Source organism: Streptomyces spinoverrucosus (assembly GCF_006539505.1).
Classification (GTDB): domain Bacteria; phylum Actinomycetota; class Actinomycetes; order Streptomycetales; family Streptomycetaceae; genus Streptomyces; species Streptomyces spinoverrucosus.
In genome coordinates this window covers 1-21,859 of sequence record NZ_BJND01000103.1, presented here as the reverse complement: position 1 = coordinate 21,859, position 21,859 = coordinate 1, and the positions used below count along the sequence as shown (strand labels likewise).

At 70.4% G+C, this 21,859-nt stretch carries 15 protein-coding genes and 1 pseudogene; 8 read left to right on the top strand and 8 right to left on the bottom strand.

The window, feature by feature from the left end; all coding sequences use genetic code 11:
• Nucleotides 1-129 precede the first annotated feature (129 nt).
• Nucleotides 130-1,308: a PP2C family protein-serine/threonine phosphatase gene (locus tag SSP24_RS39935; protein WP_141315788.1), complete on the bottom strand. Its 1,179-nt coding sequence runs from the start codon at nucleotides 1,306-1,308 to the stop codon at nucleotides 130-132.
• A 153-nt stretch (nucleotides 1,309-1,461) separates the two neighbouring features.
• Here SSP24_RS39935 and SSP24_RS39930 point away from each other — a divergent pair.
• Nucleotides 1,462-2,714: pseudogene (locus SSP24_RS39930) on the top strand (GNAT family N-acetyltransferase).
• Between the two features lie 22 nt (nucleotides 2,715-2,736).
• Here the strand turns inward: SSP24_RS39930 and SSP24_RS39925 are convergent.
• Nucleotides 2,737-3,546 carry an Fpg/Nei family DNA glycosylase gene (locus SSP24_RS39925; RefSeq protein WP_141315786.1) on the bottom strand — a complete coding sequence of 270 codons (810 nt, stop codon included), beginning with the start codon at nucleotides 3,544-3,546 and terminating at the stop codon, nucleotides 2,737-2,739.
• Nucleotides 3,547-3,884: 338 nt separating this feature from the next.
• Nucleotides 3,885-4,373, bottom strand: a complete 489-nt coding sequence (locus SSP24_RS39920; RefSeq protein ID WP_141315783.1) for a ribose-5-phosphate isomerase — start codon at nucleotides 4,371-4,373, stop codon at nucleotides 3,885-3,887.
• A gap of 217 nt (nucleotides 4,374-4,590) precedes the next feature.
• Here SSP24_RS39920 and SSP24_RS39915 point away from each other — a divergent pair, with 217 nt between their 5' ends.
• On the top strand, nucleotides 4,591-6,069 hold the full coding sequence (locus tag SSP24_RS39915) for an amino acid permease (protein WP_141315781.1): 1,479 nt from the start codon (nucleotides 4,591-4,593) through the stop codon (nucleotides 6,067-6,069).
• A 35-nt stretch (nucleotides 6,070-6,104) separates the two neighbouring features.
• On the opposite strand, the gene SSP24_RS39910 is transcribed toward SSP24_RS39915, so the two are convergent.
• Nucleotides 6,105-8,237, bottom strand: a complete 2,133-nt coding sequence (locus tag SSP24_RS39910) for a protein kinase domain-containing protein (RefSeq protein WP_506005160.1) — start codon at nucleotides 8,235-8,237, stop codon at nucleotides 6,105-6,107.
• 166 nt (nucleotides 8,238-8,403) lie between these two features.
• Here SSP24_RS39910 and SSP24_RS39905 point away from each other — a divergent pair, with 166 nt between their 5' ends.
• Nucleotides 8,404-9,126 (top strand): hypothetical protein, encoded by a 723-nt coding sequence (locus tag SSP24_RS39905; protein ID WP_141315779.1) that lies wholly within the window; start codon nucleotides 8,404-8,406, stop codon nucleotides 9,124-9,126.
• 82 nt (nucleotides 9,127-9,208) lie between these two features.
• Here SSP24_RS39905 and SSP24_RS39900 read toward each other — a convergent pair whose 3' ends face one another.
• Nucleotides 9,209-9,793: a biotin transporter BioY gene (locus SSP24_RS39900; RefSeq protein ID WP_141315777.1), complete on the bottom strand. Its 585-nt coding sequence runs from the start codon at nucleotides 9,791-9,793 to the stop codon at nucleotides 9,209-9,211.
• 308 nt (nucleotides 9,794-10,101) lie between these two features.
• On the opposite strand from SSP24_RS39900, the gene SSP24_RS39895 reads away from it, so the two are divergent.
• From SSP24_RS39895 to SSP24_RS39885, 3 genes are all read left to right on the top strand, one after another.
• On the top strand, nucleotides 10,102-11,481 hold the full coding sequence (locus tag SSP24_RS39895; protein ID WP_141315775.1) for an amino acid permease: 1,380 nt from the start codon (nucleotides 10,102-10,104) through the stop codon (nucleotides 11,479-11,481).
• 107 nt (nucleotides 11,482-11,588) lie between these two features.
• Nucleotides 11,589-12,230 (top strand): superoxide dismutase, encoded by a 642-nt coding sequence (locus tag SSP24_RS39890; RefSeq protein WP_141315773.1) that lies wholly within the window; start codon nucleotides 11,589-11,591, stop codon nucleotides 12,228-12,230.
• Between the two features lie 189 nt (nucleotides 12,231-12,419).
• Complete coding sequence (locus SSP24_RS39885) at nucleotides 12,420-12,626, top strand: hypothetical protein (RefSeq protein ID WP_141315771.1); 207 nt, start codon at nucleotides 12,420-12,422, stop codon at nucleotides 12,624-12,626.
• 12 nt (nucleotides 12,627-12,638) lie between these two features.
• Here SSP24_RS39885 and SSP24_RS39880 read toward each other — a convergent pair whose 3' ends face one another.
• The gene (locus SSP24_RS39880; RefSeq protein WP_167529846.1) at nucleotides 12,639-13,277 is read right to left on the bottom strand and encodes a mycothiol-dependent nitroreductase Rv2466c family protein; all 639 of its coding nucleotides are present in this window, start codon (nucleotides 13,275-13,277) and stop codon (nucleotides 12,639-12,641) included.
• 147 nt (nucleotides 13,278-13,424) lie between these two features.
• On the opposite strand from SSP24_RS39880, the gene pepN reads away from it, so the two are divergent.
• Together pepN and SSP24_RS39870 are read left to right on the top strand one after the other, a co-directional pair.
• Nucleotides 13,425-16,001 (top strand): aminopeptidase N, encoded by a 2,577-nt coding sequence (gene pepN, locus SSP24_RS39875; protein ID WP_141315767.1) that lies wholly within the window; start codon nucleotides 13,425-13,427, stop codon nucleotides 15,999-16,001.
• 213 nt (nucleotides 16,002-16,214) lie between these two features.
• Nucleotides 16,215-17,261: a hypothetical protein gene (locus tag SSP24_RS39870; protein ID WP_167529845.1), complete on the top strand. Its 1,047-nt coding sequence runs from the start codon at nucleotides 16,215-16,217 to the stop codon at nucleotides 17,259-17,261.
• An 87-nt stretch (nucleotides 17,262-17,348) separates the two neighbouring features.
• On the opposite strand, the gene SSP24_RS39865 is transcribed toward SSP24_RS39870, so the two are convergent.
• Together SSP24_RS39865 and SSP24_RS39860 are read right to left on the bottom strand one after the other, a co-directional pair.
• Nucleotides 17,349-17,882 carry a hypothetical protein gene (locus SSP24_RS39865; RefSeq protein WP_141315762.1) on the bottom strand — a complete coding sequence of 178 codons (534 nt, stop codon included), beginning with the start codon at nucleotides 17,880-17,882 and terminating at the stop codon, nucleotides 17,349-17,351.
• 149 nt (nucleotides 17,883-18,031) lie between these two features.
• Nucleotides 18,032-21,334 carry a S8 family serine peptidase gene (locus tag SSP24_RS39860; RefSeq protein WP_141315760.1) on the bottom strand — a complete coding sequence of 1,101 codons (3,303 nt, stop codon included), beginning with the start codon at nucleotides 21,332-21,334 and terminating at the stop codon, nucleotides 18,032-18,034.
• Between the last annotated feature and the right edge of the window lie 525 nt (nucleotides 21,335-21,859).

Below are 21,859 nucleotides of genomic sequence, written 5' to 3'. Positions count from 1 at the left end.
TCCCCCATACGCACATTGGTCTCGCTGAACATTTGTGTCTCCACCATGTTCACAGCCGGCCATCGCACCCGCAACCACTCAACTTCACAGCTGCGCTACAGAAGTTCCGCAGGACAGGCCCCGCACGACTCAGCGTGCCGCAGCCGCCGTCGGGCCTTCGCGGCAGATCAGGAGGAGGGCGCGGTCGTCGTTGACGTCCTTCGCCACCGCCTCGATGAGGTGCCAGGCGGCGCCCTGGAAGCCGCCGGTGACATAGCGGTCGGCCTCGCCGGTGAGGCGGTCGATGCCCTCGACGATGTCGCGGTCGGAGGTTTCCACCAGGCCGTCCGTGAAGAGCATCAATACGTCACCAGGGCGCAAAGAGCCCTTTACAGGGTCGAACTGGGCGCCGTCGTACACACCCAGGAGCGGCCCCTCGGCCGCCTTCTCCTCCCAGCGGCCGCTGCCCGCGCTGAGCTGGAGCCCTGGCGGATGCCCGGCGGAGTACAGCTCGTAGTCGCCGGAGTCCAGGTCGAGGACGAGGTGGATGGACGTCGCGAAGCCCTCGTCCCAGTCCTGGCGGAGCAGGTAGCCGTTGGCGGCCGGGAGGAAGGCGTGCGGGGGCAGGCTGCCCAGCAGGCCGCCGAACGCACCCGACAGCAACAGCGCCCGCGAACCCGCGTCCATGCCCTTGCCGGAGACGTCCGTGAGGACGACCTCCAGGGTGCGGCCGCCGTTCGTACGCGCCGCGACCACGAAGTCGCCCGAGAAGGACTGGCCGCCCGCCGGGCGCAGCGCCATCTCGCGGTGCCAGCCCTGCGGCAGCTTCGGCAGCTTGCTCTGCACCCGGATGCGTTCGCGCAGGTCGAACAGCATCGTGCCGCCGCGCCGCCAGGGCACGCCGACGCGGCTGCGGAACTGGGCGATCAGCAGACCGAAGAAGCCGCACGCGGCGACGACCAGGACGACGCCCGGCGTCACCCGCGACGGGCCCTCCGTGTACGGGCCGAGCTGTATCGACTCCACGATCAGTGCCGTGGCGGCCGCCGCGTACAGGCCGAGCAGGCTGGCCGGGCGCAGCAGCAGGCCGCCCGCGACGATCGGCAGGACCAGTACGGCCGGGGAGCACCACACCGAGTTGGCGAGCGTGCCGGCGGTGATCAGGGGAATGGTGAGGAGCAGACCGGCCAGGGCGACCCAGTCGGAGCCGTCGCCGCGGAAGTAGTCGACGCCGCTTCTGCGCAGGCCGACGCGGGCCCGGTGCCACTTCATCTTCAACCGGGCCGTGAACGTCTCGGCCGCCGCGCGCCGCTCTCGTCCTGCTGCCATTAGTTCGGGACCCTATCCATCGGACCAGCTCCTTGGCACGGGAGGTCCCACTTGTCCCCCGTCCGAGGCTCGACTTCACAGTGAACTTCACGGAAAGAGACGTCAGAGGGAAATTCCCTCGCTCGTCCCTCAATGCCCTGATAGGCATGGCCCATGGCAACTGACTTCCTGACCGGCCCGGGTACCGAGCTGCGGGTGCTGCGACCGGACGACTTCGATCCGTGGTACGACACCCTGATCCGCGCCTTCGGCGGGGTGCCGGAGTCCGCCGAGGAGCGGGAGCTGTGGAACGCGCTCACCGAGTTCGACCTTCGCTGGCGGTCTGGGAGGGCGACGCGTGCGTGGGTACGGCCGGGGCGTTCACGTTCCGGTTGACCGTGCCGGGCGGGGCCTCGGTGCCCGCGGCGGGCGTGACGATGGTCGGGGTGGCGGCCACACACCGTCGGCGCGGGGTGCTGACGTCCATGATGCGGCGGCAGCTGGACGACGTACGGTCCTGGGGTGAGCCGCTGGCGGTGCTCACCGCGTCCGAACCCGCGATCTATGGCCGCTTCGGGTACGCCGCAGCGACCTACAGCCTGAGCGCCGAGATCGACACCAGTCGGGTACGGCTGTCGGTGCCGGCCGGCGCCGATGACGTACGGCTGCGGTACGCGGCGCCCGCCGATGTCCTCGACGTGTGTGAGGACGTGTACGCCCGGCTGGTGCCGCTGCGGCCCGGGATGCTGGCGCGGCAGCCGGGGTGGGAGCGGGTGGGGCTGCTCGATCCGGAGAGCGAGCGGGACGGGGCGTCGCCGTTGCAGTGTGTCGTCGCCGAGCGGGATGGCGAGGTCGCGGGGTACGCGCGGTTCCAGGTCAAGCTCGGGTGGGGCGAGACCGGGCACAACGGCACGGTGATCCCGGACGACTTCGCGGCGCTCGATCCGGCGACCGAGGGCGCCTTGTGGCGGTTTCTGTTCGGGATCGACCTGACGACGACGCTGACCGTGCGGGGGCGGCCGGTCGATGACGTGTGGCAGTACCAGGTGTCCGACATCCGGCGCTGCCGGAGGCGGTCGCGGGATTCGCTGTACGTGCGGCTGGTGGACGTCGGGGCCGCGCTGGAGGCCCGTACGTATCAGGGGCCGGTGGACGTCGTGTTCGAGGTGGAGGACGAATTCTGCCCCTGGAACGCGGGGCGTTGGCGGCTGTCGGGGGACGCGAAGGGTGCGACGTGTTCGCGTACGTCCGACGCGGCTGATCTCGCGCTGTCGGTACGGGAGCTGGGGGCGGCGTATCTCGGTGGGGTGAGCCTCCGGGCGCTGGGGGCGGCCGGGCGGGTGCGGGAGCTTCGGGCCGGGGCTCTGGCGGAGGCGGCGGTGGGGTTCGGGGGTGCTGTGGCGCCCTGGTTGCCGCACGGGTTCTGACGGCCGACCCCGGTCCGGGCGGTCAGTTGCGCTGGCAGGTGGGGCACCAGAAGAGGTTGCGGGCGGCGAGGTCGGCGGTGCGGATCTCGCCGCCACAGATGTGGCAGGGCTGGTTGGCCCGGCGGTAGACGTAGACCTCGCCGCCGTGGTCGTCGACGCGGGGTGGGCGGCCCATGGCCTCGGGGGTGTGCTCGGGGCGGACGGTGTCGATGCGGTTGTGCCGTACGCCCTCGCGCATGAGGTCGACGAGGTCGGTCCAGAGCGCGTCCCACTCGGTGGGGGTGATGTCCTTGCCCGGGCGGTATGGGTCGATCCGGTGACGGAAGAGGACTTCCGCGCGGTAGACGTTGCCGACGCCGGCGATGACCTTCTGGTCCATGAGGAGGGCGGCGATCGTGGTGCGGCTGCGGGAGATCCGCCGGTACGCGGCGCCGGGGTCGGCGTCGTCGCGGAGCGGGTCGGGGCCGAGGCGGTCGTGTATCGCCTGCTTCTCCTGCTCGGGGATCAGGGCGCAGGTGGTCGGCCCGCGCAGGTCGACGTACGCGGTGTCGTTGGCGAGGCGCAGGCGGACGGTGTCGGTGGGCGGCGGGGCCGGGGTGTCACCGAAGGCGACCTTGCCGAACAGGCCCAGGTGGATGTGGACCCAGTCGGCGTCGCGGAAGCGCAGGAAGAGGTGCTTGCCGTGGGCCTCGGTCGCGGTCAGGACGGCCCCGTCCAGGAGGTCCGCGGCGTCCGAGAACTTGCCCTGGGGGCTGGTGACCCGAGGGGCCGTGCCGGAGAAGCGGGCGGCGTAGTCCTGCGCCAGCCGGTGAATCGTGTGCCCCTCTGGCACGGTTCCTGGTCCTTCCAGCCCCCCCCGGGGGCAGTGTCAATCCCTGCCGCGTAGGCCCGCAGGGGCAGTCTCAGTTCCTGCCGCCCGGCCCCGCAGGGGCGATCTCAATCATGCTGCCCACCCCCGCAGGGCAGTCCCAATCCCGCTGCCCAGCCCCGGGGGGCAGTCCCAATCCCTACCGCCCTAGGCCCGCAGGGGCGGTCTCAGCCCCTGCCGCCAAGCCCGGCAAGGGCAGTCTCAGTCCCTGCCGCCAAGCCCGGCAAGGGCAGTCTTCTTCCCTGCCGCCGCGCCCCACAGGGGCAGCGTCAGTTCCCGCCGCCCAGCCCCGCAGGGCAGCCTCAGTCCTGCTGCGGATGATGCGCCGGGATCGGCGGCAGCTCACCCTTCGTCTCGTACGCCGACAGCATCTCGATGCGCCGGACGTGGCGCTCCTCGTTCGTGAACGGCGTGTTCAGGAACGTCTCCACGAACTTCGTCGCCTCGTCCAGCGTGTGCATCCGGGCGCCGACCGCGATCACGTTGGCGTTGTTGTGCTGTCGGCCGAGCGACGCCGTCTCCTCGCTCCAGGCCAGCGCCGCGCGGACGCCCTTGACCTTGTTCGCGGCGATCTGCTCGCCGTTGCCCGAGCCGCCGATCACGATGCCCAGGGACTCCGGGTCGGACGCCGTGCGCTCCGCGGCGCGGAGGCAGAAGGGCGGGTAGTCGTCCTGGGCGTCGTAGATGTGGGGGCCGCAGTCGACGGGGTCGTGACCGGCCGCCTTGAGCCACTCGACGAGGTGGTTCTTCAGTTCGTAGCCGGCATGGTCGGAGCCGAGGTACACGCGCATGGGACGAGTGTGACATGCGCCGGGCGGGGCAGCAGGGCCGGGTGGCCGCCGCCGAAAACTGCCCGAAAAGTGTGAGCAACACCACCGAAGCTCAGGAAAACCTCAAGTAACGATCCGGAATCAAAGGTTCAAGAATTCCTTCACCTCGGATTCACTGGTCCGACTCGTACACCGCTCGTACGGGAAACAGCTCACCCGGCGCAAAGGAAATCCGTCCATGACTTCGCAGCCGACCCTGACGAAGGCCGGAAGCGGCCCCGGAGACCACGGTGGAACCGGCGATCCCGGTTCCGGAACAGGCCTCCAGGCAGGGCTCAAGAACCGCCATCTGTCGATGATCGCCATCGGCGGTGTCATCGGCGCCGGACTCTTCGTGGGGTCCTCCTCCGGCATCGCCACCGCCGGCCCCGGCATCCTCCTCTCCTACGCTCTCGTCGGCACGCTCGTGGTGCTGGTGATGCGCATGCTCGGTGAGATGTCCGCGGCCAATCCGACCTCGGGTTCGTTCTCGGCGCACGCCGACCGGGCGCTCGGGCCCTGGGCCGGGTTCACCATCGGCTGGCTGTACTGGTTCTTCTGGGTCGTGGTGCTGGCCGTGGAGGCGACCGCGGGTGCCGTGATCCTCAACGGGTGGATTCCGGCCGTTCCCCAGTGGGGGTGGGCCCTGATCGTGATGGTGGTGCTCACCGCCACCAACCTGGTCTCCGTCGGCTCCTACGGCGAGTTCGAGTTCTGGTTCGCCGGGATCAAGGTCGTCGCCATCTCGGCGTTCATCGTCATCGGCGGGCTCGCCGTCTTCGGGCTGCTGCCCGGCGTCGACAGCGAGCAGGCCGGGCTGGCCAACCTCACCGACCACGGCGGCTTCCTGCCCAACGGGGCCGGCGCGATCCTGACCGGTGTGCTGCTCGTCGTGTTCTCCTTCATGGGCAGCGAGATCGCCACCCTGGCCGCCGGTGAGTCCGAGGACCCGCAGCGGGCGGTCACCAAGGCCACCAACAGCATCATCTGGCGCGTCGCCGTCTTCTACCTCGGTTCGATCTTCGTCGTCGTCGCCCTGCTGCCGTGGGACGCCCCGTCGATCCAGAAGGACGGCTCGTACGTCGCCGCCCTGGACTCCCTCGGCATCCCGCACGCCGGTCAGATCATGAACTTCATCGTGCTGACCTCCGTGCTGTCCTGCCTCAACTCCGGCCTCTACACCGCCTCCCGCATGGCCTTCTCGCTCGGCCAGCGCGGTGACGCGCCGAAGTCCTTCGCGCGGACCACCGGTCAGGGCGTGCCGCGGACGGCGATCCTCGTCTCCGTCGTCTTCGGTTTCGTGGCCGTCTTCTTCAACTACAAGTTCCCGGACTCCGTCTTCCTGTTCCTGGTGAACTCCAGCGGTGCCGTGGCGCTGTTCGTCTGGCTCGTCATCTGCTTCTCGCAGCTGCGGATGCGGAAGATCATCCAGCGGGAGGCGCCGGAGAAGCTGGTCGTGCGGATGTGGCTGTACCCGTATCTGACCTGGGCCACCGCCGCGTTGATCGTCTTCGTGCTCGGCTACATGCTGACCGACACCGAGCACGACGGACGCAAGACCGTACTGCTGTCGCTGCTCGTCGCGGCGGTGGTGCTCGCCATCGCCGTGGTCCGGCAGCGGACGTCGAAGAGGGACGCCCTCCAGGCCGACCCGCAGACCACCAAGGTGCGGGACTAGGCAGCGCCCGGGGAGAGCTTCACGCCGCTGTGCCCTCACAGCAGCGTGAAGCTCTCCTTCACGTTCTCGTAGATCGCCAGTGCTGTGTCCTCCCCGGCCGGCTGGTACCACGTATTGATCTGGTACGACTTCCCCCTCGCGTCGAAGCCCAGCAGCCGGGCGTGCCACGGGACGCCGTCCAGCGTGAAGGTGTACTCCCAGACCACCGCCGGGTAGCCGCGGAACGTCGTCTCCTCCAGGCGGATCTTGCGATAGTCCCGCCCCTGGTGGGCGTTGCGTTCCGAGGTGCGCCAGGTGTCCATCAGGTCGCCGCGGGCCAGGGAGGACTTGGCGACCAGTTCCTGGGTGCCGTCGGGAGAGGTGTAGTGCACCTCCGAGCCCGTCTTCACATCCCGCCGCCAGCCCTCGGGTGTCACCCACGCGTAACCCCCGGCCTCCTCGTGCGCACCCGGCGGCAGGGTCGGCGGCCGGGACGTGCCCGCGACCGTAGGAGAGGCCGCCGCGGGTGGTGGTGAGCCGTCCGTCCGGGTGCCGTCCGGCGCCCTGGATGTCGCCGACCAGACGATCCCGGCCACCGCGGCAGCCGTCAGCACGCCCGCCACGGCGACCACCGTCGTCCGACGCGACCGAGGTGACGGCCCGGACGGGCCCGCGGGACCGGGCAGTTCACTCCCCGGCGGCACCTCCCCGACTCCGGGCACCGCACGCCGCTCGGTCACGGCCTGCGCCCGCGCCAGGGAGACACCGGCCCGCTTTACTGGTGGAGGCGTCACCAGAACCGGCGTCGGCGCGTCAGCCGGAGCCGACGTCGGCGTCGGCGTCGGCGTGGGAACGGACCCCGGCGCCGACGCTGAAGCCGGAACGGGCGATGCCCCCGGTCCCGGCGCTGAACCCGAAACGGCCCCCGGCACCGACGACCCGGCCCACAGCCCCGTCTCCAATCCCGGCGCCGCCTCCCGCCCCGGCACCGACGGCCCGGACCCCAGCCCCGTCTCCAATCCCGGCGCCGTCTCCGGCCCCCGCACCGACGAGCCGACCCCCAGCCCCGCCTCCGGCTCCCGCACCGACGGCCCGACCCCCGGCCCCGTCTCCAATCCCGGCGCCGCCTCCCGCCCCGGCACCGACGGCCCGGACCCCGGCCCCGTCTCCAATCCCGGCGCCGCCTCCCGCCCCCGCACCAACGGCCCGCCCTCCAGCCCCGTCTCCAATCCCGGCGCCATCTCCGGCCCCGGCACCGACGGCCCCGCCCCGAGGCCCGTCTCCACCCCCGGCGCCACCGACCCGACCCCCAGCCCCATCTCAGCCCCCGGCCCCACCGCCCCCACCCCCGGCTCACCCACAACAACCGTCGGCAAAGGCACGACCCTCGGCTCCGGAAACCCCACCCCCCGCAGCACCGCCTCCACTTCCGCCAACCCCGGCCGTCCCCCGGGATCCTTCCGCAGCAGCGCCCCGAGCAGCCCCCTCAACGGACCCGCCGACGGGGGCAGTTCGGGCTCCTCGTACAGCACCGCGTGCAACGTCGCCAGCGTTGTGTCCCGGGAGAACGGGGACTGCCCGGCCAGTGCCGCCGACAGCGTCGCTCCGAGCGACCACACGTCCGACGGTGGCCCCTGCGGCCGCCCGGAGATTCGCTCGGGGGCCATGTAGTCGGGCGAACCGACCAGCATCCCGGCCATGGTCAGCGCCTTGGCGTCCTGGATCGCCGCGATGCCGAAGTCGGTGAGCACGACCCGGCGTCCGGCCCCCTCGACCAGCACGTTCCCCGGCTTGATGTCCCGGTGCAGCACCCCGCGCGCATGCACCTCGCGCAGCGCCTCCACCAGCCCCAGCCCGATCCGGGCGGCCTCGCCCGGCCCGAGCGGCCCGTCCTCGGCCATGATCCGTTCCAGGGACCGCCCGGCCACCAACTCCATGACGATCCACAGGCGCTCACCCTCGTCCACCACGTCGTAGACGCGCACGACGTGGGGATGGTCGATCCGCGCGGTGGCCCGCGCCTCACGCAGGGTGCGTTCGCGGCGGGTGCGGGCGTCCTCGGCGTCCAGACCGTCGATGCGCATTTCCTTGACGGCTACCGGCCGGTCGAGCATTTCGTCGGCGGCTCGCCACACCCGCCCCATTCCCCCCTGCCCAATGCTTTCGGCCAACCGATAGCGCCCTGCCACCAGTAACCCTGGAACACCGGAACTTCGCGTATTCCCCGGCAATTCGCTGCACCCCCCTCAACGCCGCCCCAATGGCCACACGTCAGGCCGTACCAGCATAGTGCGGAGAAATCTTGTGGTACCTCTTCAAGTACTGCGAATTCAGGCGCAGACAAGGGGGACGAACATGAGTTCTCGTCGGAAGAGGAGCCGCACGACGGCCATCATCGGATCGCTGGTAGCGGCATCTTTCTCGGCCGCACTGATCCTTTCCGGCACCGCCGGGGCGGACGACCAGGGACCGGGCAGCGCCAAGGGGGGAAAGTCCATCGACAAGGCACCGGCGGGCGTGGAACTGACCACGCTCCTGCCCGAGAAGATCTCGGTCGACAATGATTCGGAGAAAACGACGATGACCGCCACCGTGAAGAACGAGGGGGCGCAGGACAGCGGTCCGGTCAAACTCCTGGTCGTCGGTTTCGACGGGCTGACGGTCACGAATGTCGAGGGCTGCTCCGCGATACCGGAAAGTGATCTGCCGGAGGGTTCCAACAGCGGTTTCGCCTGCCCGCTGGACAATCTGGCGGCGGGTGCGTCGAAGTCGTACGACGTCGACGCGACCTACGACCTGAGCAAGACCGGAAAGATCTGTCTGCCCGTCCAGAACAGCGACGGAAGCAAGACGTTCTGGCAGCAGGGCCCGGTCCCGTTCGGTACGACGAACCCGTCACCGAACGCCCCGGCCACGCCCCTGCTGCTCGGCACCGACAACAAGCCGGTGGCACCGGGCGGCGACGAGCTGCCCAGGACCGGTCCCGTCCGTGACGTCCTGCCGCTGGGCGCGGCCGGCGCGGCGCTGGTCGCGGCGGGGGCGGCGGGACTGTGGTGGTCCCGGCGGCAACCGGCGTAAGAACGCGGCACAGCAGAAAAGCGCGGAGGGCCGGGCAGCGGCTGATGCGCCGCCCCGGCCCTCCGTAACACCCACCAGGCGATCAGCGCTTGCCGACGAGCTTCCACGCCGCCGGCAGCAGCCCCATCGCCAGCGCCGCCTTCACCGCGTCCCCGATCAGGAACGGCGTGAGTCCGGCCGCGAGCGCGGCGGAGGCGGACATGCCGGTGGCGAGGGCCAGGTACGGGACGCCGACGGCGTAGATGATCGCCTCGCCCAGGAGCATCGCGCCCGCCATCCGCCACGGCGAGCGGTCGGCGCCCCGGCGGGCCAGTGCGCCGACGGCGGTGGCGGCCAGCAGCAGGCCGATGACGTAGCCGAAGGACGGGGCGGCCGCGCCGGAGCCGCCGTCCGCGAACCACGGCACACCGGCGACACCGGCGAGCGCGTACAGCGCGAGCGAGAGGAAGCCGCGCCCGGCGCCGAGGGCGGTGCCGACGAGCAGCGCGGCGAAGGTCTGGCCGGTCACCGGCACCGGGGTGCCCGGGATCGGCACGGCGAGCTGGGCCGCGAGGCCGGTGAGCACGGCGCCGCCCAGGACGAGCGCGACGTCGCGGACGCGGGAGGCGGGGAGCAGGTCGGCGAGGACCTGGCCCGGGCGAATGGGGGCGGCGGCAGCGGTGCTCATGGGGACTCCGCGAGTGAGGGCGGTTCGGGACACCGTGACGCTAACCCAGGGCCCCGGGGCCGACCACCGTCACCGCCCGACAAAGGCGCGAGCGCGACTGTGGTGGGCTCCTTACAAAGAGTGGTGGTTACACGTGAACGGGCGTGATACCGGTCACTGAGGTGGCGACGTGTGGCTCACTCGGGAGGGGCGATACGGGGTCTGTAGGGTCTCGCCAAATGGGCGGACACGGGGAAACCCGGCCCCGGCCTCTACACTCCGTACGGTTGTCCCCATTGTCCCCTCACGTACTGGACGAGCCGCGCCCCATGTCCCGCACCACCCCCGTAGAGGCCCCGCCCGAGGCGGACGCGTCCCTGTCCCACGGACTGAAGCAGCGCCATCTGTCGATGATCGCCCTGGGGGGTGTGATCGGCGCCGGGCTGTTCGTCGGCTCCGGCGCGGGGATCGCCGCCGCCGGGCCGTCGATCGTCGTCGCCTACATCCTCTCCGGCGTCCTGGTGATGCTGGTGATGCGGATGCTGGGCGAGATGTCGGCCGCGTATCCGTCGTCGGGGTCGTTCTCCGCGCATGCCGAGCGGGCGATCGGGCCGTGGGCCGGGTTCACCGTGGGCTGGGCGTTCTGGGTGCTGCTGTGCACGGCCGTCGGGCTGGAGGGCATCGGTGCCGCGAAGATCGTCAGCGGCTGGCTGCCGGGCACCCCGGAGTGGGCGTGGGTGGCGCTGTTCATGCTGGTGTTCTGCGGGGCGAACCTCGCCGCCGTGAAGAACTTCGGTGAGTTCGAGTTCTGGTTCGCCGCGCTGAAGGTCGGCGCGATCACGCTGTTCCTGGTGCTGGGCGTACTGGCGATCGCGGGCGTTCTGCCCGGTACGGACTCCCCCGGCGCGAGCAATCTGACGGACTTCATGCCGGGCGGCGGGGAGGGGCTGGTGATCGGCCTGCTCGCCTCGGTGTTCGCGTACGGCGGTCTGGAGACCGTCACCATCGCGGCGGCCGAGTCGGAGGACCCGGTGCGGGGTGTGGCGAGCGCGGTCCGTACGGCGATGTGGCGCATCGCGCTGTTCTACATCGGCTCGATGGCGGTCGTCGTCACTCTCGTCCCGTGGGACTCGAAGGCCGTCGTCGAGGACGGCCCGTACGTCGCCACCCTCGACCACCTGGGCATCCCGGGCGCCGGGCAGCTGATGAACGTGGTGGTGCTGGTCGCGCTGCTGAGCGCGATGAACGCCAACATCTACGGCGCCTCGCGCATCGCCTACTCGCTGGTGCGGCGCGACCAGGGGCCCAAGGCGCTGGGCCGGGTGTCGGGCGGGGTGCCGCGGATCGCGGTGCTCGCATCCTGCTTCTTCGGTTTCGTGTGCGTGGTGCTCAGCTACTGGCGGCCGGACGATGTCTTCCCCTGGCTGCTGAACATGATCGGCGCGGTCATCCTGGTCGTCTGGATCTTCATCGCCGTCTCGCAGCTGCGGCTGCGCCGCCGGCTGGAGCGGGAGGCGCCCGGGAAGCTGGTCGTGCGGATGTGGGCGTTCCCGGTGCTGACCTGGGTGGCGCTGGCGGGCATGGCGGCGATCTTCGTACTGATGGCCCGGGAGCCGGGCACACGGGTGCAGTTGTACTCGACGGGCGGGATGACGCTGTTCCTGGCGGCCGTCGGCTACGCCTGGCAGCGGGCGCGCGCCCGGCGCTGACGCCGCTCGACCGTCCGAAAGGGCCCCCACGTGCACACGTGGGGGCCTTCTTCTTGCTAGGTTGTAGTTGCAAGTTAGTTGCAATAAGAGCCCAGAGGGGACCCTCCATGCCCGTCTACACGCTGCCTGACCTGCCGTACGACTACTCCGCACTCGCCCCTGTGATCAGCCCGGAGATCATCGAGCTGCACCACGACAAGCACCACGCGGCCTATGTGAAGGGGGCGAACGACACACTGGAGCAGCTCGCCGATGCGCGGGACAAGGAGCAGTGGGGCTCGATCAACGGCCTGGAGAAGAACCTGGCCTTCCACCTCTCCGGGCACATCCTGCACTCCATCTACTGGCACAACATGACCGGCGACGGCGGCGGCGAGCCCCTGGAGAAGGACGGCGTGGGCGAGCTGGCGGGCGCGATCGCCGAGTCCTTCGGCTCCTTCGCCAACTTCAAGGCGCAGCTGTCCAAGGCCGCGGCCACGACGCAGGGCTCCGGGTGGGGCGTACTGGCGTACGAGCCGCTGAGCGGTCGCCTCATCGTCGAGCAGGTGTACGACCACCAGGGCAATGTCGGGCAGGGCGCCACGCCGATCCTGGTCTTCGACGCCTGGGAGCACGCCTTCTACCTCCAGTACAGGAACCAGAAGGTCGACTTCATCGAGGCCATGTGGCAGGTCGTCAACTGGCAGGACGTAGCGAGGCGTTACGAGGCCGCCAAGTCCCGCACGAACGTCCTGCTCCTGGCCCCCTGAGCCCGCCACCCCTGATCGTCCTGCCTCGTGATCGTCTTCTCACCTTTCACGCGGGCAGGCGGATGAGAGGAGGCCCCCCGCGAGGACGTGACTCGCGGGGGGCCTCTGCTGTGGTTGCCCGGAATGTGCCGCGGCGGGACGGATTCCGGTCTGCCTCGTCACGGCGGGGGGCGGCTAGTCTCCCGGGCCATGCCGGACACCAAGCACTGCCCCAACTGCGGCGGCACGCTGCAGGATTTCCGCAAGGTCACCGCGACGGAGGAGTCCTTCATCGCCGGTCGCGTCGGGATCAAGGACGCCCCTGGCTACTGGCGCTGCGCCAACGGCGGGTGCCTGTGGGTCCAGCCGTACTTCAACCAGGCCAAGGGCTTCAGTCTCCCCGAGTCCTTCAGGTGATCGGGCGGCGGCTCACAGGTTGCTGAAGTCCGGCCCCTTCGTGCGGGTGCGCTTGAGTTCGTAGAAGCCGGGGACCGAGGCCACCGCGAGGGTGCCGTCCCACAGGCGGGCGGCTTCCTCGCCCTTGGGGGCGGGGGTGACGACCGGGCCGAAGAAGGCGACCTCCTGGCCGTCGGGGCCGGGGACCGAGATGACGGGCGTGCCGACCTCCTGGCCGACCTTGTCGATGCCCTCCTTGTGGGAGGCGCGCAGCTCGGGCTCGTAAGGGGTGGAGTCCCAGTGGTCCATGAGGGACTCGGGCAGGCCCACGTCCTTCAGGGCGGCGGCGACCGTCTCCTTCTCCGCGCCCTGGTCCTGGTTGTGGATGCGGATGCCGAGCGCGGTGTAGAGGTCGCCGAGCACCTCGGCGCCGTGCTCCTGCTGCGCCGCGATGACGACCCGTACCGGACCCCACGCCTTGGTGGAGAGCATCTCGCGATACTCCTCGGGGAGTTCGTCCAGCTTGTTCTCGTTCAGCACGGCAAGGCTCATCAAATGCCAGCGGACCTCGATGTCACGGACCTTCTCCACCTCCAGCACCCATCGGGAGGTCATCCAGGCCCAGGGGCACAGCGGGTCGAACCAGAAGTCGACAGGGGTCTTGTCCGACATTTCTCTCCTCATGAGGAAGCGATTCTCCCGGGGAATGTCCGCACAACACCGCCACGCGTCCCACCATTCCCGGCTGCCCCGGGTCAGCAGCGCATGGCAGGATCGGTGCTGTCCGCATGCTGAACACCACCCGAGGGAGTGCCGCCCGTGCCCGGTGAGAATCTGTCCCGCGACGAGGCCCGGGAGCGGGCCGCCCTGCTGGCCGTCGACGGGTACGACGTGTTCCTCGACGTGCGTTCCGCCGTCGGCGACGGGAACGGCGAGCCGCGCACCTTCCGCTCGGTCACCACGATCCGGTTCCGCTGCGCCGAGCCGGGCGCGGCGAGCTTCGCCGACCTGATCGCGCCGAGCGTCACCGCACTCTCCCTCAACGGCCGCGACCTCGACCCCAGCGAGGTCTTCGACGGCTCCCGCATCCTGCTGGAGGACCTCGCCGCCGACAACGAGCTGATCGTCGACGCCCAGTGCGCCTACTCCCGCACCGGCGAGGGCCTGCACCGCTTCGTCGACCCCGAGGACGGCGAGGTGTACCTGTACACGCAGTACGAGCCGGCCGACGCGCGGCGGGTTTTCGCGGGCTTCGAGCAGCCGGACCTGAAGGCACCCTTCCGCTTCGAGGTGCGGGCGCCGGAGGGCTGGACGGTGTGGAGCAACGGCGTCGGCGAGCGCACCGACGGGGCGTGGCGGTTCGCCGAGACGAAGCCCATCTCGACGTACATCACCTGCGTGGTTGCGGGCCCGTACCACTACGTCACGGACTCCTACACCCGTACGTTCGACGACGGTACGAAGCTGGAGATCCCGCTCGGCGCGATGTGCCGCAAGGGCCTCGCACCCTACTTCGACGCCGACGACGTCTTCCTGGTCACCAAGCAGGGCCTGGACTTCTTCCACGACCACTTCGACTACCCGTACCCCTTCGGCAAGTACGACCAGGCGTTCGTGCCCGAGTACAACCTGGGCGCGATGGAGAACCCGGGACTGGTGACCTTCAAGGAGGAGTTCATCTTCCGCGGGAAGGTCACGCAGGCGTCGTACGAGAACCGGGCCAACGTCGTCCTGCACGAGATGGCGCACATGTGGTTCGGCGACCTGGTCACCATGGAGTGGTGGGACGACCTGTGGCTGAAGGAGTCCTTCGCGGACTTCATGGGCGCCTTCTCCCTGGTCGGCGCCACCCGCTTCAAGAACGGCTGGATCACCTTCGCCAACCGCCGCAAGGCCTGGGCCTACCGCGCCGACCAGCTTCCCTCCACCCACCCCGTCACCGCCGACATCCGCGACCTGCAGGACGCCAAGCTCAACTTCGACGGCATCACCTACGCCAAGGGCGCGTCCGTGCTCAAGCAGCTGGTGGCGTACGTCGGTCAGGACGCGTTCCTGGAGGGCGCGCGGCGCTACTTCAAGCGGCACGCGTACGGCAACACGCGCCTCGCCGACCTGCTGTCGGTGCTGGAGGAGACCAGCGGCCGGGACATGGCGGCGTGGGCGCGGTCCTGGCTGCAGCAGGCCGGGGTCAACTCGCTCACCCCGCAGGTCCTGCTGGACACGCAGGGCCGGATCGACGAACTGGCCGTGGTGCAGGAGGCCGCGGAGTCGCACCCGGAGCTGCGGCCGCACCGGGTGGCGATCGGCCTGTACCGCCGTACGGACGCGGGGGCGCTTGAGCGGTACGCGCGCGCCGAGGTGGACGTGCACGGCGCGCGCACGGTCGTCGCGGAGCTGGCCGGAGCCGCCGCGCCCGAGCTGGTGCTGGTCAACGACGACGACCTGACGTACTGCAAGATCCGCCTGGACGAGACGTCCCTCGACACGCTGCGGCAGCACCTGGGCGCGCTGACCGACCCGCTGGCGCGCGCCCTGTGCTGGTCGGCGCTGTGGAACATGACCCGGGACGCGCTGCTCCCGGCGCGGGACTTCGTGGATCTGGTGCTGCGGTTCGCGGGGCGCGAGTCCGAGATCGGGGTGCTGCAGATGCTGCACGCCTGGGCCGAGTCGGCGCTTCAGCACTACGCGGCGCCCGACTGGCGCGAAACCGGCGGCCGGCTGCTCGCCGAGGGCGCGCGGCGCGAGCTGTACGACGCCGAGCCGGGCAGCGAGCACCAGCTGGCGTGGGCCCGGTTCTACGCGCGCGTGGCCGAGGATCCGGTCGGCCTGAAGCTGCTGCGGGACCTGCTGGACGGCACGGCGGCCATCGCGGGCCTCGACGTCGACCAGGAGCTGCGGTGGGCGTTCCTGGAGCCGCTCGCCGCGCACGGGGGCGCCGACGAGAAGGTGCTGGCCGCGGAGCTGGCCCGGGACGACACCGCCTCCGGCAAGCGCCACCAGGTGCGCTGCCTGGCCGCCCGCCCGTCGCAGGCGGTCAAGGCGCAGGCGTGGGCGCAGGTCGTGGAGTCCGACGCGCTGTCCAACGCGCTGGTCGAGGCGACGATCGCGGGCTTCGAGCAGGCCTCGCAGCGGGAGCTGCTGGCGCCGTACGCCGAGAAGTACTTCGCCGCGATCGAGCGGGTGTGGACCGAGCGGTCGATCCAGATCGGCATGGACGTGGTGCGCGGGCTGTTCCCGGCGCTGCAGGACTCGCCGGAGACGCTGGCGGCGACGGACGCGTGGCTGGCGGCGCACGAGGGCGCCGCCCCGGCTCTGCGCCGGCTGGTGCTGGAGGCCCGGGACGATCTGGCGCGGGCGCTGCGGGGCCAGGCGTGTGACGCGGCAGCGGAGAGCTGACCAGCAGCTTTGGCCTGAGCTTGGGCCGTTGGTCACCGTTACGAAATTCAGGCAACAGTAGCCGTAACCCCTGGTCCACACCCGAACGGACCAGGGGTTTTGGCTGCCCACTCGGCATCCGAACACGCGTCCTTTAGGGCGAGCTTGTCCTGTTTTGTCGACGGCCGTGTAACAACGGTTAAAGGGCCGATCGGGTGCGGGAATCCCCGGGTCATGAACCACGACACCCCGCTCTCCCCCCGCCCCCTGCACCACCTGTCCGACGGCCGGCGTCGGGTCATGACGGCCGCCCAGCTGCGGGCGCACGGTGTCTCGGCCGCCGAGACGAACGAGCACTGCAAGCCCGGCGGGCCCTGGCAGCAGCTGCTCCCGGGCGTCTACCTGCTCCACCCCGGCCCGCCGACCAGCGAGGAACGGCTGCACGCGGTGCTCATGTACGCCGCCCGGCAGCCTTCCCCCGGGGTCCCCGCCCAACCCGGCGCCGAGGAGGACCGCCCGCCGTACCCGGAGGCGATGATCACGGGCCTCGCCGCGCTGAACCTGCACGGCTTCGCCGCCGTCCCTCCGCTGCCCTCCCTGGACCGCATCGACGTCCTCGTCCCCCGGCTGCGCCGGCTCCGCTCGACGGGCTGCATCCGCGTGCTGCGCACCCCCGCGCTGCCCACGCCGCAAGCGCGCACGGGCCTGCCGGTCGCTCCGGTGCCGCGCGCCCTGGCGGACGCGGTGGCCGACCTCGCGGACGCCGGGGCGGTACGGCGGCTGCTCACCGAGGCGGTACGCGGCGGGCACTGCGAACCGGCCGCGGTCGTCCGGGCGTTGAACCAGGCCAGGCTGCTGAGCCGCCCGCATGTGGTGGACGCCGTGGACTCGCTGCTGGCCGAGGGCCGGGCGATCGCGGAGGACCGCCTCTACCGCATGGTCCGGGAGTACGGCCTGCCCGACCCGGTGTGGAACGTCGACCTGCGCCTGCCCGGCGGCCCGCACCTCGGCGGCCTGGACGCCTACTGGCCGGAGCACGCGGTGGCGCTGGAACTCGACACCCGCGCCCCCCGCCCGGGACATCGGCAGGAGGACGACGCCCTGTGGTCGGAGTACGCCCGCAAGCGTGAGCACCTGGAGCGGCTGGGCATCACGGTCGTACACATCACGCCGAAGAAGCTGCGGGACGCGATGGCACAGCAGGCGACGGTCGTACGCACGGCACTGATGGCGTCGGCGGACCGGGATCCGGCGGCGTATGTGGTGGTGCTGCCCCGGTAGTGACGGACCGGGACCGCATCAGGAGGGGAGAGGAGGGGCCGCCCGGGCCGATACCGGGCGGCCCCTCCTCATGTTCCTCATGTCCGACTACTGGTCCACGCTGGACAGAGCATTGGCGATCAGACGGGCGGCGAAGTCACGGTCGTCGGTGATCCGGTTGATGTGCTCGGCGAGCAACAGGGCGGTGGCTTCCAGCGCGTTCATCTCGTCACCGGTCCAGTCTCCGTACTGCATGCGCCACAGGCTGGGGCTCAGGCCCGTACCTGCCGCGATGACCAGGCCGGCCATGGTGGGGATGGCCTCGGGGCGGACGCTCTTGCGCATCATGCCCATCGAGGCCACGAGGCTTGGCACCACGTACTCGATGACGTCCCTGTCGTGGTCCTCGTGCGCCCTGCGCAGCCACTGCATGAACATGTAGATGAGCGTGCACACGCCGTCCAGCAGATCATCGACTCCGCCGGGGCCCATGGACGCGACGGCCTGTTCGGTCAGCGCTTGTTGTTCGGTGTCGGTCCGGGTCTTGTCGTCGTAGATGGCTTTGAGCCGAGAGTCGACCATCATGAGCGCCGCGCCCACATCGCCGACGGGAGCGTGCTCGGGGTCGCAGGGCGATGACACAGGATTCCTCCTCGGGTGACCGTGGGCAACGCGGCGTGTTCGTACGGTAGCCGGTCGGCGATGCGAGGGTCTGCCGAATCCCGATGAAGGGCCCATGAGAAGGGGCGGGCGCCCATCCGGACGCCCGCCCCCATTGCCGTACCGGTGACTTACGGCGTGACCTTCTCGATCTTCACATTGCCGACGCCCGCGACCGTCCCGCGCGCGTTGACCAGCCGCACCTGGCCGAAGAACTCACGTCCCTCGGGCGCGGCCGCGGCGGCCGTGACGTTGCCGGAGACCGTCGCCGAGTCGCCCGTGCCGAGCTGCACCGCTGCCGAGCCGTCGACGCTCACGCTGCCGAGGGCGGCGGAGAAGAAGACGTCCCGGTAGTCGTACGCGGTGGAGCCGGCCGGTACCGCGTAGCCGACGACCTCGATGGTGTAGGTGCCGGCCTTCGGGGAGGCGATCGTCACCTGCTCCTCGGAGTCGCCGTCGGCGGACTGCCCGACCTGCTTGCCGCTCGCGTCGTAGACCGTCAGGTCCAGGTCGGCGGCCGCGTCCGAGACATTGCCGATGACGACGTCGAGCGAGGTGGCGCCCTCGGGCACCTCGACCGTGCTCGTCTGGGTCTCGCCCTGCTTGATCGTCGGGCGCGTGGTCTTCGACGAGCCGAGCGGCCCGCCGACCAGCTTGCCGTCGATCGCGGCGTAGCCGTTGGTCACCTTCCACGAGGCGGCGGCCGGGGTGCCGACCTTGGCCTCGGGCACGGTCACGGTCTCCGGGTCGAAGGCCGCGCCGAGGACGGTGACGTCCAGCTTGTACGGGTTGTCCAGCAGCGGCGACGTACGGCGCGACTCGACCTCGATCTCCCAGACGCCGGGCTGCGGGTCGGCGTACGAACGCACGTCGGGGCGGCAGGTGTTGGCCGGGTTGTCGTAGTTCGGGTAGCAGTTGATCGTCGACGTCGGGTCGAACGGGACGCCGTAGGGGTGGATGGCGATGAACCGGGTCTGGCTCTTGCCCTTCAGCCCGCCGATCGCGACCTCCAGCGACTTCGCGCCCTCGGGCACGGTCACGAAATACGACTTGGTGCTGTTGCGCTGCACCGAACCGGACGCCGAGTAGGTGTACTTCAGCGGCGCCGAGACGACGACCGTGTTCAGGATCTGCTTGTCGATGCCCTCGGTGCGCGGGTCGTCGACCTCCAGGATCGCGCTCTTCAGCCCGGCGGACCTCGGCGCGGCCTGCACCTTGACGGTGACCGGCTGGTTCAGCGGGAGCCGCACCTCGTCGGAGCCGACGATCCGGAAGGTGCCGCCCGCGTTGTTCTCGAAGTCCAGCTCGTGCCAAATCGCCTTGTCGGCGCCGGACGTACGGGTGATCGTGATCTCGTACGTCTTCTTCTGGCCGGCCTTCAGGCCGCCCTCACGGTCGTAGAGGCCGGTGCCGTAGCCCGGGGTCTTCAGGAACTGGTCGATCGCGGTGTCGACCGGAGCCTTCACCGCGTACGTGTGCGCGCTCGCGCCGTCGCGGATCGCGTCCCAGGCGTCCTCGATGTCGACCAGGCCCGCGCCCTCCTCGTACGCCTGCACACCCTTGATGTGGTCGGCGGTCGAGGTGAGCGCCGTGCGCAGGGTCGCCGGGGTGAGCTCGATGCCCTGCTGCTTCGCGGCGGACAGCAGCAGCGCTGCGGCGCCGGTCGCTTGCGGGGAGGCCATCGAGGTGCCCTGGAGCATGGAGTAGCCGGGCGGCAGGCTGTAACCGGCCTCGGCGACCGGGCCGCCGGGCGACCAGGTCTGCGTGGTGTTGATTGCGGCGCCGGGCGCGGACAGCGTCGGCGTGAAGCCGCCGTCCTCACGCGGGCCGCGCGAGGAGAACGGCATCATCGCGTACCGCTTCTCCACCTTCGAGCCGTAGTTGGCGGCCCAGGTCTCCCGGGAGATGGTCGCACCGACCGAGATGACCTTGTCGGCGAGGGACGGGTCGCCGATGGTGTTGGCGCCGGGGCCGGAGTTGCCCGCGGAGATCACCAGCTGGACGCCGTACTCGTCGATCAGGCGCGTGTACAGCTCGGCGCGCGCGTTGTTGCCGTCGTTCAGCGCCGGGAGGCCGCCGATCGACATGTTGACGATGTCGACGCCCCGGTTGACGACCAGGTCGATCATGCCCTCGGTGAGGGCTACGTTGGTGCAGCCGCCGGACCAGGTGCAGGCCCGGGAGGAGACCAGCTTGGCGCCGGGCGCGGCACCGTTCATCTTGCCGCCGAACAGGCTGTTGGCGGCGGTGATGCCGGCCACGTGCGTGCCGTGGGAGCCCTCGATGACGCCGATGTTGACGTAGTCGGCCTTGGCGCCGGCCGCGTTGTAGACGACGTCCTTGCGGATCTCGACCACGAACGGTATTCGCTCGACGATCTCGGTCGCCGGGTTGTCGGTGCCGAAGTAGCCGATCTGGAAGCCGTCCTTGTACGGCTTCATCGCGGTGTCGTCGGTGAAGTCGAGGTCGTCGTCCAGGTCGACGCGCGCGGTGCCCGACGCGGCGTCGTACAGCACGCCCCAGACGTCCGTGGTGTCGCCGTCGCGGTTCAGGTCACCGGCCATGTCGCCACCGGTGGTGGCGGACTCGGCGAAGTAGCTGAACTTGTACGCCCCCTCGGGCGCCTTGAACGTCTCGGTGCCGAGGGTGGGCGTGGTGATGGAGAACGTCGGGCCGCTGACCGAGGTGGTCATCCGGCGCCAGGTGCCGTCACCGTCGACGACCGGGTCCGTCGCGGTCACCCAGTCGACGATCTTCCGCTCGCCGGTCGTCGTCTTCTGCAGCGCGGGGTGGCCGAGGTCCACACCCGAGTCGAGGATGCCGATGGTGATACCGCGGCCGTCCGCCTTCGGGTGGTCCTCGACGAAGTCGACGGCACCGGTTTCGAAGGACGGGTTGTACGGGTTCTTGGCCGGGGTGTTCTTGCCGGGGGCGGGGTAACTGCCGGTGGCCCCGGTGCCCTTCGTGGAGCCCGCGTTCGGCCGCGGGTCCTCCAGCGGTATCTCCTGCTTCAGGTCGATGCCGTGCACGGAGGACAACTTGGTGGCGGCGGCGATGGCCGCGTCCGCCTTGCCGGTGGGCACGGTGGCCCGGACGTAGCCGAGCTTGTCGTACGTACGGCCGACCAGGCCGCCGTCGACCGAGTCGAGCTGCTCGGCGACCTGCTCCGTCTTGCCCGGCGCGGTGGCGACCATCATGGTCACGCTCTTGTCGCCGTCGGCCTTGGCCTCGGCGAGCAGCTCGGCGTCGTCGGAACCGAGCTTGTCGTGCGCGGACTTCACGCTCGGGTCGGCCGCCGAGGGGGCCTGGTCCGCGGCGAGGGCCACGGGTATCGGCCCGGCCGCGGCCAGCGCGGCGACGAGACCGGCGGCCACGGCGATCCGGGCCACGCGTCTCGCGCCCGGTATCGGATCGCTCTGGGGGGTGAGTGTCATCGGCATCCCTAGCTGGTCAAGGAACGAGACAGTCCGGAATCCGGTCCCGGACGATCGCTCAGCCTTACGCAACAGGGGGATGTTTGGCGAGGGTTGGCCGAATCGAAATGGAGGGATGGGGAAAACCCGCGATCGGCATAGGAGGACACAGAGGATGAGTGGAACAATTCGGGTGTCGGGCGGCATTCCTGGACGGCATTCCCGGTTCACGCGGGGTTTCGAACTGCTGCCGATTTAGTGAGCGGTAGCGATTTTTGGTGCGTGTGAGTGTGAGTGAGTGCCGGGGGCCGGGGGTGTGGGTCTGGTCATCCGCAGTGTGCCGGGGGTCTTCTCCGTTGCCATGGCTGTGTTCTGGGTCCGGCTTCCGGAGGGGAACGGGAGTTCTTGGGGCGAACGGGTGACCTGTGCGGGTGGTGCTCGTTGACTGCGGTGACGGGGGTCTTCGAGTCGCGGGCGGGGGTGAACGGGTGGGCGGGTTGCGGGAGTTGGCGGCGCCGTTCGTGGTGCCCGGTCCGGCCGGGGTGG